At 69.1% G+C, this 13,853-nt stretch carries 12 protein-coding genes; 5 read left to right on the top strand and 7 right to left on the bottom strand.

The genetic code is table 11. The features are described from left to right. The first annotated feature begins 71 nt into the window (after positions 1–71). Positions 72–1,112: an agmatine/peptidylarginine deiminase gene (locus CVV72_RS06445; protein WP_255632554.1), complete on the top strand. Its 1,041-nt coding sequence runs from the start codon at positions 72–74 to the stop codon at positions 1,110–1,112. Here the strand turns inward: CVV72_RS06445 and CVV72_RS06440 are convergent. Next, the gene (locus CVV72_RS06440) at positions 1,100–1,759 is read right to left on the bottom strand and encodes a GntR family transcriptional regulator (RefSeq protein WP_219151497.1); all 660 of its coding nucleotides are present in this window, start codon (positions 1,757–1,759) and stop codon (positions 1,100–1,102) included. The genes CVV72_RS06445 and CVV72_RS06440 overlap by 13 nt on opposite strands. A gap of 103 nt (positions 1,760–1,862) precedes the next feature. On the opposite strand from CVV72_RS06440, the gene CVV72_RS06435 reads away from it, so the two are divergent. Further along, a complete protein-coding gene (locus CVV72_RS06435; protein WP_219151496.1) occupies positions 1,863–2,663 on the top strand; it encodes a carbon-nitrogen hydrolase family protein in 801 nt (266 codons plus the stop codon). A 106-nt stretch (positions 2,664–2,769) separates the two neighbouring features. Here CVV72_RS06435 and CVV72_RS06430 read toward each other — a convergent pair whose 3' ends face one another. From CVV72_RS06430 to CVV72_RS06420, 3 genes are all read right to left on the bottom strand, one after another. Continuing rightward, positions 2,770–4,095, bottom strand: a complete 1,326-nt coding sequence (locus CVV72_RS06430; protein WP_219151495.1) for a S9 family peptidase — start codon at positions 4,093–4,095, stop codon at positions 2,770–2,772. Next, the gene (locus CVV72_RS06425; RefSeq protein ID WP_219151494.1) at positions 4,092–6,413 is read right to left on the bottom strand and encodes a penicillin acylase family protein; all 2,322 of its coding nucleotides are present in this window, start codon (positions 6,411–6,413) and stop codon (positions 4,092–4,094) included. Before CVV72_RS06425 ends, CVV72_RS06430 begins: the two co-directional genes overlap by 4 nt. A gap of 97 nt (positions 6,414–6,510) precedes the next feature. After that, on the bottom strand, positions 6,511–7,089 hold the full coding sequence (locus tag CVV72_RS06420; protein ID WP_219151493.1) for a helix-turn-helix transcriptional regulator: 579 nt from the start codon (positions 7,087–7,089) through the stop codon (positions 6,511–6,513). A gap of 250 nt (positions 7,090–7,339) precedes the next feature. Here CVV72_RS06420 and CVV72_RS06415 point away from each other — a divergent pair, with 250 nt between their 5' ends. Then, positions 7,340–8,533: a lytic transglycosylase domain-containing protein gene (locus tag CVV72_RS06415; protein WP_219151492.1), complete on the top strand. Its 1,194-nt coding sequence runs from the start codon at positions 7,340–7,342 to the stop codon at positions 8,531–8,533. A 127-nt stretch (positions 8,534–8,660) separates the two neighbouring features. After that, the gene (locus CVV72_RS06410; protein WP_219151491.1) at positions 8,661–9,089 is read left to right on the top strand and encodes a pyridoxamine 5'-phosphate oxidase; all 429 of its coding nucleotides are present in this window, start codon (positions 8,661–8,663) and stop codon (positions 9,087–9,089) included. A gap of 44 nt (positions 9,090–9,133) precedes the next feature. Here the strand turns inward: CVV72_RS06410 and gcl are convergent, their stop codons facing one another. From gcl to CVV72_RS06395, 3 genes are read right to left on the bottom strand one after another with little or no spacing between them, the layout of a single operon-like run. After that, positions 9,134–10,828: a glyoxylate carboligase gene (gcl, locus tag CVV72_RS06405; protein WP_219151490.1), complete on the bottom strand. Its 1,695-nt coding sequence runs from the start codon at positions 10,826–10,828 to the stop codon at positions 9,134–9,136. A 3-nt stretch (positions 10,829–10,831) separates the two neighbouring features. Beyond that, positions 10,832–11,719: an NAD(P)-dependent oxidoreductase gene (locus CVV72_RS06400; protein WP_219151489.1), complete on the bottom strand. Its 888-nt coding sequence runs from the start codon at positions 11,717–11,719 to the stop codon at positions 10,832–10,834. After that, positions 11,716–12,543, bottom strand: a complete 828-nt coding sequence (locus tag CVV72_RS06395) for a hydroxypyruvate isomerase family protein (RefSeq protein ID WP_219151488.1) — start codon at positions 12,541–12,543, stop codon at positions 11,716–11,718. The genes CVV72_RS06400 and CVV72_RS06395 overlap by 4 nt, the downstream gene beginning before the upstream one ends. Positions 12,544–12,678: 135 nt before the next feature. On the opposite strand from CVV72_RS06395, the gene CVV72_RS06390 reads away from it, so the two are divergent. After that, a complete protein-coding gene (locus CVV72_RS06390) occupies positions 12,679–13,833 on the top strand; it encodes an epoxide hydrolase family protein (RefSeq protein ID WP_219151487.1) in 1,155 nt (384 codons plus the stop codon). The last annotated feature ends 20 nt before the right edge of the window (positions 13,834–13,853 follow it).

The following is a 13,853-nucleotide window of genomic DNA, read 5'->3' as shown; positions in this document are numbered from 1 at the left end:
CGGTCTCATCCTGACTGAATTTTCAGTCAGGATGTTATCGTGTCTTCACCCGCCCGACCAAGGAGTGCACAGTGTTCGATTCCGCACCCGCCGCCGCAGCGGCTCGCAGGCTGGGCGCCGAATGGGAAAGTCACGCCCGCACCTACCTGTCCTGGCCCGCGTCGAAGTCGATCTGGGCGGAAGACCTTCCAGCCGTCCGCGAGGAGATCGCAGGTCTGGCCAAGGCGATCGCCGACTTCGAACCGGTGGTGCTCCTCGCCCGGCCCGAGCAAGCCGACGCCGCCCAGCAGGCTTGCGGGGACACCGTCGAGGTCGTCCCGATCCCGGTCGACGACCTCTGGGCGCGCGACACCGTTCCCATGTTCGTCGAAGAGGCGGGCAAGGTCGCGGGCGTCGACTTCAACTTCAGTGGCTGGGGCGGCAAACAGTATCCGCACGACAAGGACAACGCCGTCGCGAAGTCGGTACTGGGCAAGTACGGCCTGGCCCGCATCGAAACGTGGATCACCGCCGAGGGCGGCTCGTTCGAGACCGACGGTGCCGGCACCTTGATGGCCACCGAAAGCTCACTCGTCAACGACAACCGCAACAAGGGCAGGAGCCGCCAGGAGATCGAAGACGAATTGAAGAAGGTGCTCGGCGTCCGGAAGGTCATCTGGTTCGCGGGCGTCCGCGGGGAGGACATCACCGACGCCCACGTCGACTGCCTGGCCAGGTTCACCGCACCCGGCGTCGTACTCCTGGACAAGGCCACGCCCGGGACCCCGCCCGATTCCTGGTCTCGTGCGGCCGATCAGGCGAGGTCGGTGCTCGCGAGCTCCACCGGCGCCGACGGCAAACCCTTCGAGGTGATCGACCTCGTCCAGCCGGACCCGGACAAGGTCGAAGGCTACGGCGAGGACAGCGTGATCTCGTACGCCAACTTCTCCGTCGCGAACAAGTCGGTCTTCGTGCCGAAGTTCGGTGACGCCAGGGCGGACGAACGCGCCCAGCGGATCCTGAGAGAACAGTTCCCCGGCCGCGAGATCGTGCCGGTGAAGATCTCGGCCATCGCCGCGGGCGGCGGCGGGATCCACTGCTCCACGCGCGACCAGCCGGGTCAGCCTTCCTGAGGCAGCACCGACATCACCTCGGACACCGGGCGCAAATGATCCTCCAGCAACCGCGACGCCTCTTTCGCGTCGTGGTCGTTCAGGGCCGCGACCAGCGCCCGGTGTTCCGCGTTGATCACGGTCAGCCGTTCCGGGCGTGCCTCCAGCGCGCGGACCGTGACCCGCTGCTGCCGTGACCGGAGCGTGTCGTACAGCTCGGTCAGGACGGTGTTGCCCGCGGCGTTCACGATGGCGCGGTGGAACCGGCGGTCGAACCCCGAAACGGCGAACCAGTCGCGTTCGGCACCGGCACTCGCCATCGCTTCGATGAGTTCCGGCAGTTCGGCGGGAGCGCCCGCCCGGTTCGCGCAGAGCGCGGCGATGGCGTGCCCTTCGATCAGCCGCCTGCTCTGGTAGACCTCTTCCAGTTCCCGGGCGGTGACCGTGCGCACCTGGGCGCCCTTGCGGGGCAAGAGGCTGATGAACCGCTCGGCGGCCAGGCGGTGGAACGCCTCGCGCACCGGGGTCCTCGAGACGCCGACGACGCCGGAAACCCACATTTCGTCGAGGAAGCGGCCGCCTTCCAGCTCGCCCGAGATGATTCCGTCGCGCAGCCACGTGTAGACCCGCTCGCGCGCCGGGCCGCCCCCTTCGGCGGTCACAGTCATCTCGTTCCCCCTCTATTCCGTCACTTTCCGCGACAGAGCCTACACCTGGACCCGCCAAGTATCCATCATGTATACAAGAGTTCCACTGATTGGAAGGGGTCCCATGGTGCACGTCGCGGTGGCGCAGTTCGCGCCCGGCAACGACAAAGAGGCCAACCTCGCCCGAGTCGCCTCCCTCGTCGGCGAAGCGGCCGACCGCGGTGCGCGGGTGGTCGCCCTGCCCGAGTACTCGCTGTTCACCGTACCGACGATGAGCCGGGAATTCGTGACCTCGGCCGAAGAACTCGACGGGCCGTTCGTCACCGAACTGCGCGGCCTCGCGAAGGACCGTCAGATCACCGTCGTCGCGGGCATCAACGAAGCGCTCCCCGGCGGCGAGCGGATCTCGAACACGCTGGTCGCGGCCGGCCCCGACGGCGCGATCGCCGCGCTCTACCGCAAGCTGCACCTGTACGACGCCTTCGGTTTCCGCGAATCGGAACTGGTCCGGCCCGGCGACATCGAAGCCCCGGAGACGTTCGAGGTCGACGGGATCACCTTCGGTCTCCAGACCTGCTACGACCTGAGGTTCCCGGAGGTCACCCGCCGTCTGGTCGACGCGGGCGCGGACGCGGTGCTGCTGCCCGCGGAGTGGATGCCCGGTCCGCTCAAGGAGGACCACTGGACCACCCTGGTCCGGGCCAGGGCGATCGAGAACACGATCTACCTCGTCGCGGCCGGGCAGGCCGCTCCGGCGGGTTCGGGGCACAGCATGATCGTCGACCCGATGGGCGTCGTCGTCGCCTCGCTCGGCGAGCGCACCGGCACCGCGACCGGCGAGGTCTCCGCCGAGCGGATCTCCGAGGTGCGCGCCAAGAACCCGGCACTGGAACTGCGCCGGTTCGCCGTCACCCCGAAGTCCTGAGTATCTTCTGACCCGGAGGTCCGTTCGTGAAGACACGCCCTCGGGCGTGGTGACGCGGCTTCCGTTCGCCTGGGTGCCGGGTGGCCGTCCGGCACCCAGGCTCATTTCACGGCACCAGCAGTCCCCAATGGACGGCCCACGGGACGAACAGCACGGTCCCGGCCAGCAGCAGGCCGACCCGTACTCCCCCGCGTTCCTTCTTCCGCCACCACGAAACCGCGGTCACCGCCCCGGCGACGACGACCCCCACCGCGATCAGCTGCAACGCGAGCCACGGCAACGTCCGTCCGAAAAGGACCGGACCCGGCGCCATCGCCGCCCCCGTCGTCAGCACGACGTAGTAGACGAGGAATCCCACCGTGCCGAGCAGGCCTGCCGACGCCAGCCAGCGCGCGGGTCTGGCGAGCGGAACCTCCTTGCGACGGCGGAACAGCGCGGTCACCGGGTAGGCCGCGAACGCCAGCAACGCCAGCGCCCAGACCCCGATCTGCGCCCACGGCGCCTCGTACCAGGCGAGGGGTGCCAGTGCGGCACTTTGGCTCGCCTGGACCGGAGGCGGATCGGCGGACGGCCCGTCCTTCGCCCCGTTCACCCAGTTCGCGACGAGGTCGAGGTAGCCGGGAGCGAAACCGTCGAGCTTGTCGAAACCGTCGGTCGTCCGCCGGAGCCCGTGCTGGGCCTGCGGGAACACCTTCAGCGTGTACTGCCGGTTTCCGGCTCGGTCCAGCGTCTCCCGGAAGATCCGGACGGCCTCGCCGGGCGGGGTGAGCCGATCCAGTTCACCCCACAGCCCCAGCACCGGTTGCCGCACCTTCTCCAGCACCGGGACCGGGTCGTATCCGGCCTCGGGGAACACTCCCGCACCGGCGAGGGTGCGCATGTTCGTCGACGACACCATGTCCACCATCGAACCGGTGACCCCGCCGCGGCGCAGGTAGGTCTCGAAGGCCCACGACTGCTGACGGTCGGGCGAGACGCCGTTGGCACCGACGGTGACCACGAAGGCGACGTCCTTCGATTTCGACGCGGCCAGCGGCGCGACCCAGCCTCCTTCGCTCAGGCCCCACACCCCGACGCGAGCCGGATCCACTCCCGGCTGCGAGCGCAGCGCCTGGACGGCGGCGAGAGCGTCGTCGGCCAGGACCGAGTAGTCCCGTTCGAACAGCGAATAGCCCTCGGTCCGCTTGTCGTAGATCAGGGTCGCGATCCCCGCCTTCGCGAAGGATTCCGCCTCGGCACGGTAGTCGTCCCGGTCGTGTTCGCCGGATCCGTGCACCATGACGATGCCCGGCGCCGGGCCGCCGCCCTCCGGCGCGACCACCGTCCCCCGCAAGGTGACTCCGTGGCTGGTGAACGAGACTTCGCCGTCCGGAGCCGCGGCGGGCAGTGGTGACGAGACCGCCACGACGGCCGCGAGCAAGGCGGCGATCATCGCCTGCTCACCCGGACGACCTCCAGCGACGGCGACGCGAGGATGTCCTTCTCGCAGTACCGTTCGGTGACCCATCGCTTGCGCGAGTACAACTCCGTCTGGTCGCTGTGGTGTGCCGACTCCGGGTTCGCGGACTGTGAGTAGGTCAGCAACGTCGTCGTGTCCGGGCAGCCGGTCCCGTCGAACGCCACGACGTGCAGGTACGTCCCGCCGTGCGTGAACTCGGTGTACCCACGGGCCGGATCCCATGGCCCGCCCAAGGAGTCGTAGACACCGCGGCCCGCGGTTCCCCCGCCCAGCGGGATCTTCCGGCCGTCACGGACGACGTAGTGGTTGTCGCCGTACGGTGCGTCGAACGGGATCTTCGCCGCTCGCAACTCCGCGACGGCGTCGGAAAACGCCTTGCGGATCACCGCGTTACCCGTGTCGAGGGTGTTCGGCGTGTGGACCGGATCCTTGGCGTCGAACGGAACCTTCCAGATCGACGATCCCCTGCGGTCCACGGCCGACCAGAACCGGTCGAACAGCAGCGCGCCCCGGCTGTCCGCGTCCGAACGGCCGTCCCAGGCCGCCAGCGCGGCGCACGCGGCCTCGAGCCCCGGCATCGTGCGGCACATCGCGACGACGTCGGCACGGACGAGTTCGGCGGCGTGGTCCCGGTGCGAGAACATCAGGTCCCGCATCGCTTGCCCGGTGAAGCCGCCCTTCTTCAGCTGATCGGCGATCTCGACGAAGCCGCCCCGTGTCCGCAGGTTCTGTTCGTAGCGGACCGGTCCCACGATCCGGGGGAAACCGGTTTTCGGCGCCGCGGGGTTGGGCAGCCAGTAGCTGTCGTTCGAGTTGGCCACGTAATCGGACCGGCTCAGGCTCGGCAGGCTGGACGGGCCGAAGACGCCGGGCCGCAGCGCGTCGCGATCCCGGCCCCACGCGCAGGCCGTCTTCGCGCCATCGAGCACCGCGACGCCGTCGGCTTCGAACATTTCCTTCCCCAGCGGCGTGTTGCAACGCGCCGCCTTCTCGTCGGTGACATGCGGGACCCCGTGGATCTGGCTGAACTCCACCCGGCCGCGATCGTCGGTGGCGAGGATGTTCATCCACGGCAGCCCCTGGGTTTCGCGGACCGCGCCGATCATCTCCCCCGCCGTCCGGCCGCGCGCGATCGCGAACATCGAGTTCGTCATCCCGAGGTTCGTGGCGTTGGCGTCCGCGATGGCGTACGCGGTCGCTGCCGTCCACGGCAGTTCCCGCTGCCCCAGGCGAGTCGTCACCGGACCGTACCGTGTCGTCCACTGTGGACGTACGACTCGCTCCAGGGTCCCGTCTGCCTTGCGCGACAGGACACTCACGTCGTGGCGGCGCATCCGCTCGGGCTTCCCGTCGACCAGGTACGTCGTCGGCGAGCCGGGCACGAGCTTCAGCTCGAACAGCGTGTACGTGCGCGTCGTGTCGGTGGCGGTTCCGCTCCAGGCGGCGGTTTCGTTGTGTCCCAGCCACATGAGCGGGATGCCGGGGATACCGGCGCCACTGACGTCGAGCTTGCCGGGCAGCGTCAGCTGTGACTGCCACAGCCTGGTCCCGCTCAGTTGCCAGGGCAGATGCGGGTTGGCCAGCGAGACGCCACGTCCGTTCGCCGACGCGGCCGAACCGACCGCGATCGCGTTGCTGCCGACCCCGGTCCCGCCGAGCATCTCTTCGGTGCCATCACCCGCCGGCGGGGCGCCCGGCAGTGACGCGGTGATCGAGTCCGCGACACCGCCCTGGCCGAAGATCATGCCGACCGCGTGACTGTGCCGGTAGACGTCGAGTTCGGTGATCGGCTTCAGCCAACCGGCGTCCCGGCAGGCGGGATCGGTGATCTCGCCGGTGCGGAGGTACTTGTTGACTCCCTCGACGTAGCCGCGGATCAGTTCGCGGACCTCTCGGTACGGCCCGCGCGGCGCCGGTTCCGACAGCAGCCGCTCGATCACGCCGCTTTCGTTCAGACCTTGGAAGTACAGGTCGCTCGCGAGGTTCGTGCTCGCCTGGCTCACCCCGCTCGTCGGCGGCGCGTCCGGCCCGAGCAAGCGGGAACGCTCGGCCCGCGTCGTGACCGCGACGTCCGCGATCGCGCAGATGTTGTCCTTGGCCGCGGCGAACCCCTGTCCGAAGCCCAGGTTCACCCAGTCGTTCGCGACGATGTGCGGGATACCGAATTCGGTGTAGCGGATGGTGGCGTCCGGCCGGGATGCCCCATCCGGCGGTTGCGCGGCCGCCGCGGTCCCCGCCGCGAGCAGGCTCGCCGCGGCGCAGACGGCCGCGATTCTCTTCCAGAGCAGCATGCTGCTCCCCCTTGTCTGTGGAGTCGTTCGTGAAGACACGCCGTCCGGCGTGGTGACGCGATACCGGTGGTCGAGTGGCCGCTCTCCCGCCGGCTTTTCACTTCCCTTCCCTCACCTCCCCGTCGGCGTCCGGGAACGCCGTCCAGCGCACGAGCACCTTCCGCGCGCCCGGGCCGGGTTCCGGCCGCCAATAGCGGCGCAGCAGATCCAGGTACTCGTCGAAGAACTCCTTGAGCTCTTCGAGGTTCAGCTGGACCGAGCCGCGTGAGAACACCAGCGCGTCACCCCATTCGCCCAGCTCACCGCGCCGCTCGAGGAAACGCGCCAGCTGTTGGAGGTCCTCGGTGAACGCGGCGCGCTGGGCCTCGTCGAACACGGCGCGCATCTCGTCGTTCTGCTCGCTGTGCCGGGGCCAGCGGATGTCGCGCGGCCGGGCCCGCCACCAGCGCTCCTTGCCGTGGGCGAGTTCCGGCGCCTCGTCGACGAAGTCGTATTTCGCCAGTTCCCGCAGGTGGTAGCTGGTCGCGCCCGAACTCTCCCTCAGTTCCTTGGCCAGCTTCGTCGCCGTCGCGGGTCCGCGCCCCAGCGCCTCCATGATCCGGCGGCGCAGCGGATGCATCACCGCCTTCAGCACGGCGGCGTCGGCGATCTCTTCGGGTGGCGGCGGACCGGTCATGACACCAACGTAGCCGTGCAAAGAAGATTGTGCAAAGGTATCTTTGCACGCGGTTCAGACCACCGCCGCGGAGCGAGCGAGGATTCTGCTGACGTTTCGGTGAACTCAGCGTGAAATTGACAACTTCACTACGAAGGTCTTGTGCCGGGCGGACGAAAACTCGACAGGTTCGCGGGTTTTTCGTTGCGTCGTCCCCGAAATTCGGTTGTATCGGATAGTTTTGCCCGGAGTCGACCTAGCGGGAGAGAACATGCCGAAGCACCGCCCTCGACAGACGGACAAGTTGTCCGCCCGGCACCGGACGGCCTTCGCGCTCGCCGGTGGCGCGCTCGCCGTCCTGCCCGCGGTCACCGCGTCGTCGGGCCCGGACGCCCCGGTCGCCGCGCCGAAACCGGTCGCGCCGCAGAACCAGGCCGCGGCCTGGCAACCGCCGGCGGGCACGGTCCCGGAGATCGCCGTCGACGGCAGCCTCCCCCAGCCGCCGACGCCGGACCCGCTGACCGTCCCCGGTCACAGCGGCAACGTCGGCGGCGCGTTCGCGCCGTCAGGCGCGCTCGGCATCCCCGCCAGCATGATGAAGGCCTACAAGAACGCGGCCGACATCCTCGCGAAGGAACTGCCCGGCTGCCACATCGACTGGGCTTTGATCGCGAGTATCGGCCGCATCGAGTCCAATCACGCGCGCGGCGGTTACGTCGACGCGAAGGGCAACACCCTCGAACCGATCCTCGGCCCGCAGCTCAACGGCGCCGGGCCGTTCGCCGCCATCTCCGACACCGACGGCGGCAAGTACGACGGCGACACGGTGTGGGACCGCGCCGTCGGCCCGACGCAGTTCATCCCGTCGACGTGGAAAGGCTACGCCTCCGACGGCAACGGCGACGGCGAGTCGAACCCGAACAACATCTACGACGCGACGCTGGCCTCGGGCCGGTACCTCTGCTCCGGCGGTGTCGACCTGACGTCGGAGCAGACCCAGCGCGTGGCCGTGTACCGCTACAACCACTCACTGTCCTATGTGGACACCGTGATCCGGTGGGCGGTCGCCTACCGCGGCGGCGTCGCGACCACGCCGGACAGCCAGGTGCCCGTCGGCGCTCCCGACTCCCAGGACGTCGCCGCCGGTACGCCCGGCGGTGAGGTCCCGGTGCCGACCCTGCCCGGCACTCCCCCGCCCGGCACGACCACGCCGCCGCCGACCTCGCAGCCCGGTACGTCGCTCCCGCCGAGCAGCACCACACCGCCGAGCAGCAGTTCGCCCTCGAAGCCGACCAGCACCCCGCCTTCGTCGACACCTCCCTCGTCGACACCGCCTTCGAGCACGCCTCCGTCCTCGACGACACCCCCTCCGTCCAGCACGTCCTCCGCCCCGCCGTCCTCGACGCCTGCCGGGGACACCGGCGAGACGACCCCGACCAGCACCACCACTTCCCCGACCCCGTGACGCTCGTGAGTGGTAAGGACGGTTAGAACCGTACTTACCACTCACGAGTCCGAGCGTCCGGAATGTCCCGAAGACCGGCCGCGTTACCGCTTCTCGTAGCTCACCAACCGAGAGAAGCGAGACACGGATGTCGTCATTCGTCATGACCGCCGAAGAACGGGAAGCCTTCCTGAGCGAGGTCCACATCGGGGTCTTGGCCGTGGAACGGGAAGGCCGCGCCCCACTGGCCGTGCCGGTCTGGTACGACTACGAGCCCGGCGGGGAGCTCCTGATCTGGATGGACGGCGGCTCGGTCAAGGACAAGGCGATCAAGAAGGCGGGCAGGCTCAGCCTGGTCGCGCAGACGGAGACGTTCCCCTACAAGTACGTGACGGCCGAGGGTCCGGTCATCGCCAACGACGCGCCGCCGACCAGGGAGCAGGCGCTGAAGATCGCGCAGCGCTACCTGCCCGGCGAAGAGGGCACGAAGTACGTCGACGGCGCGCTCAGCGACAACTCCGTGCTGGTCCGCGTCCGGCCGGAGAAGTGGCTGAGCAACGACCAGAGCAAGGCCTGACCGCATGACGGTGTCCCGGCGGGCGGGCCGCCGGGACACCGTCATCAGCCCGCGATCGGTTCGAACTCGACGACGCTGTCGAGCGCCTTGCCCATCGCGGCGTTCGCTTCGCGTTCGATCATGATCTCCACCAGCACCGGCCGCGAAGTCCGCTCGGCCTCCTTGCGCGCCCACTCCAGCGAAGACCGGATCTCGCCCGGCTCGGTGACGCGGGTGCCGGAGCAGCCGTAGGCCTCCATGACCTTCACGTTGTCCGTGCCGATCTTGTCGTAGTGGATGTCGACCTCGAAGTTCATCTCGTAGCCGGTCTCGGCCTGCCGGATGAGCCCGAGGTACTCGTTGTTCAGCATGATCAGCACGAACCCGACGTCGTACTGCGCGGCGACCGCCAGCTCCTCCACCAGGAACTGGAACGAGTAGTCCCCGACGACGCCGACGACCTCGGCCTCCGGTTTCGCCTTCTTGACGCCGATCGCCGCCGGGATCTCCCAGCCGAGCGGACCCGCCTGGCCGCACACCTGGTAGTGCCGTGGCTTGTGCGCGCGCTGGAACTGCCCGGACCAGATCTGATAGAGCCCGATCGCGGTGACGAAGTAGGCGTCCTCGCCGTAGAACTCGTTGATCTCCTTGAACACCCGGGGTGCCTTGATCGGCGTGTCCTCGAAGTCCTCGCGGCGCGGCAGGCTCTCCTTGAGCTCGCCGATCCGCCGCGGCCACGCGCGATCCCGCGTCGGCGAACGCTTCGACGCCGCCTCGATCAGCGCGTCCAGGAAGGCGCCCGTGTCCGACACGATGCCGAGGTCCGGCCCGAACACCTTGCCCAGTTGCGTCGGCTCGATGTCGACGTGGATGAACTTCCGGTTCCCCCGGTAGACGTCGAGGTCACCGGTGTGCCGGTCGCCGAACCGCGCGCCCAGCGCCAGCACCAGATCCGCTTCGAGGAAGGCCGCGTTCGCCCACCGCTGCGAGGTCTGGATACCCGCCATGCCGGCGAACAGTTCGTGGTCCTCGGGGAAGGTCCCCTTGCCCATCAACGTCACGCCGACCGGAACACCGAGCAGTTCGGCCGCGGTCCGCAGCCGGTCGCTCGCGTCGCCGAGCACCACGCCGCCGCCGGCGAGGATCAGCGGCCGTTCGGCGGCCAGCAGCAGGTCCAGCGCTCGCTCGACCCTGGCCGGTGACGGCATCGCCCTGGTGACCGGCAGCGGCGAGTCGATACTGGAGTCCCACTCGATCTCCTGCCGCTGGACGTCGATCGGCAGGTCGATCAGCACCGGTCCCGGACGGCCGGACCGCGCGATCCGGAACGCCTCCCGGAACACCCACGGCAGCTGGGCCGCCTCCTTGACCTGCACGGCCCATTTCGTCACCGGCTTGGCGATCTCGACGATGTCGACGGCCTGGAACGCCTCGGTGTGCAGCTTCCGCGAGTCGGCCTGCCCGGTGATGCACAGGATCGGGATCGAGTCGGCCTGCGCGGTGTAGAGGCCGGTGATCATGTTCGTCCCGGCGGGCCCGGAGGTGCCGATCGCGACGCCGACGTTGCCGGTGGTCCTCGCCCAGCCGTCGGCCATATGGGTCGCGCCCTCTTCGTGGCGCACGATCAGATGCTCGATGCCGCTGCCCTGCATCGCGTGGTACAGCGGGAGGATCGCGGCGCCGGGGCAGCCGAACGCGGTGTCGACGCCCTCACTGACCAGGACGTCGACGACGGCCTGCATGGCGGGGATTCTGGGCATGCGTCACTCCTTGTTTTCCGCGCCGGACAGCGTTTCTACGACCTTCAGCAGCGCCGAGTGATCGAGCGAGCCGTGGCCCATCGCCCGTCCGGCGGCGACGAGCTGGGCGACCAGCCCGGTGAGCGGCAGCGCGACCTCGGCCTGCCTGGCGGCGGCGAGCGCGATGCCCATGTCCTTGTGGTGCAGGTCGATCCGGAAGCCCGGCGCGAATTCCCGCGCCACCATGGACTTCCGCTTGAGTTCGAGGATCCGGCTGCCCGCCAGGCCGCCCGCGAGGACGTCCAGCCCGACACCGGCGTCCACACCGGAGGCTTCGAGCAGCACGATGGCCTCGGCGATCAGCCCGTAGGTCCCGCCGACCACCAGCTGGTTCGCGGCCTTGACGACCTGGCCGGCGCCGTGCGGCCCGACGTGCACGATCGTCTTGCCGACCGACTCCAGGATCGGGAGCGCCGCGGCGAAGTCTTCGGCATCGCCACCGGCCATAATGGACAGTGCTGCCTGCTCGGCCCCGGCCTGGCCACCGGAAACGGGCGCGTCCAGCACCCGGATCTCGTGTTCGGCCGCCCGCTCGGCCACCTCGATGGAGGTCTCCGGCCGGATGGTGCTCATGTCGATCAGCAGGGTGCCCGGTTTCGCCGACTCCAGCACCCCGCCCGCCGCGAGCACGACGGCCTCGACCTGCGGGTGGTTCGGCAGCATGGTGATGACGACCTCCGCGCCCGCCACGGCGTCCGTCACCCCGTTCGCGGCCCGGCCACCCACGGCCTCCAGCCTCGCGAGCGCGTCGGTGTTCGTGTCGAATCCGCTCACCTCGTGACCGGCGGCGACGAGATGTCCCGCCATCGGCCCGCCCATGATCCCCAGGCCGATGAATCCCAGCTTGGTCATGCCAGTCCCCTTCGTTCGAAAGGCAGCCACGACAGCGAATCCGCGCTCGGCCCGTCGGGCTTGTACTCCACGCCGACCTGCCCGCGGTAGCCCGCAGTCTGTAGCTTTTCCAGGTATCCCTCGATGTCCAGCGTTCCGGTCCCCGGCTGGTGCCGCCCTGGGGCATCGGCGATCTGCACATGGCCGATCCGTCCGGTGTGGACGGTCGTGACCGTGTCGAGGTCGTCACCGTTGACCGCCAGGTGGTACAGGTCGGCCAGCAGCTTCACGTTGTCCCGCCCGAGTTCGTCGAGCACCTTCAGTACGTCGTCCGCGGTCTTGAGCGGGTACTTCTCCGCCCCCGACAGCGGCTCAAGGACGATCTCCGCGCCTACCCGTGCGGCCGCGTCCGACGCGAGCGCCAGGTTCGAGAGGCCGAGCTTGTCCTGCCCGGCCGGGTCCGCGCCGTCGATCCGGTTGCCGTACAACGCGTTGAACCGGCGGCAGCCGAGCCGCTCGCCAAGGTCGATCGCCGAGGCGATACCGCGGGCGAACTCGTCCTCACGGCCGGGCCAGGTGACCAGGCCTCGGTCGCCGCCCGCCATGTCTCCGGGGAAGAAGTTCAGCCCGGTCACCGCGACGCCAGCCCGCTCGACCGACGCCACGAAGGCGTCGACCTCGGCGTCGTCCGGCACCGGCGTCTCGAAGGGCCACCAATACTCCACCGCGGTGAAGCCCGCCGCGCGCGCCGCCTCCGCACGGTCGAGCAGCGGCAGCTCGGTGAAGACCAGCGACAGGTTCAGCACGTACGGCAGCGCATGACGCGAACCGGCAAGATCAGCCATCAAAACCTCTGCAATTTCGCTATGCGGAAACTTTCTTTCGTATATCGAGAATAGCCCGCTGACCTGTCCTCGGTCAACGGACAGCACACCGCCGGACCGAGGAAATGTCGGACCCCCTCGTTAACGTCAGCCGGCATGGACAGCACGCCGTTCCAAGCCCGGATCCCGGAGGCCGATCTCGAAGACCTCCGGGATCGGATCCGCCGTGCCCGCTGGCCCGAAGACGAGACCGTCGACGACTGGTCGCAGGGCGTACCCGCCGCCTACCTGCGCGAACTGTGCTCGTACTGGGCCGGGCGTCATGACTGGCGGACCGCGGAATCCCGGCTCAACGCGTTCCCCCAGTTCCGGACCGAAATAGACGGACTCGGCATCCACTACCTGCACGTCCGCTCCCCGCATCCGGACGCGCTGCCGCTGGTGCTCACGCACGGCTGGCCGGGTTCGGTCTTCGAATTCCTCGACGTGCTCGGCCCGCTCACCGATCCGGTTGCCCACGGCGGCCACGCGGCCGACGCGTTCCACGTCGTCGTCCCATCCCTGCCCGGGTACGGCTTCAGCGACAAACCCGCACGGGCCGGCTGGACGATCCAGCGCATCGCCGACGCGTGGATCCGCCTCATGGACGGCCTGGGCTACGAGCGCTACGGCGCCCAGGGCGGCGATTGGGGCACCAGCGTCACCACGCTCATGGGCCGGACGGCGCCCGAGCGGCTGGCCGGGATCCACCTCAACCCCCCGCTGGCGGCACCGGACCCGGCGACGTTCGACGACCTGACCGAATCCGAACGGAAGTCGCTCGCCGACCTCGAAAGCGCCAAGGCCGACGGTTCGGGTTACGCGATCCAGCAGGCGACGAGGCCGCAGACCATCGGCTACGCGCTGGCCGACTCGCCGGTCGCCCTGTGCGCGTGGATCGTCGAGAAGTTCCAGGCGTGGACCGATTGCGGCGGCCATCCGGAGAACGCGCTGAGCCGCGACGCGATGCTCGACGACATCACGCTCTACTGGCTGACCGGCACCGGCGCCTCGTCCGCCCGGTTGTACTGGGAGAGTTTCGGCGAGGTGTCGAGCTGGTTCGCCGAATCCACTGTGGACACGATCACCGTGCCGACCGGCTGTTCGATCTTCCCGCGCGAGACCCCGCGCCCGTCCCGCCGCTGGGCGGAGCGCCGGTTCACCGACATCCGGTACTGGAACGAACTGGACCGGGGCGGCCACTTCGCGGCCCTCGAACAGCCCGTTGTGTTCACCGAGGAGGTGCGGTCGTTCTTCCGGCTCGTGCGATGAGCGCTTGACTGTGACACCGT

The sequence above is a fragment of the Amycolatopsis sp. TNS106 genome (genome assembly GCF_019330265.1).
GTDB classification, from domain to species: domain Bacteria; phylum Actinomycetota; class Actinomycetes; order Mycobacteriales; family Pseudonocardiaceae; genus Amycolatopsis; species Amycolatopsis lurida.
This window is presented reverse-complemented; position numbering and strand designations above follow the sequence as displayed.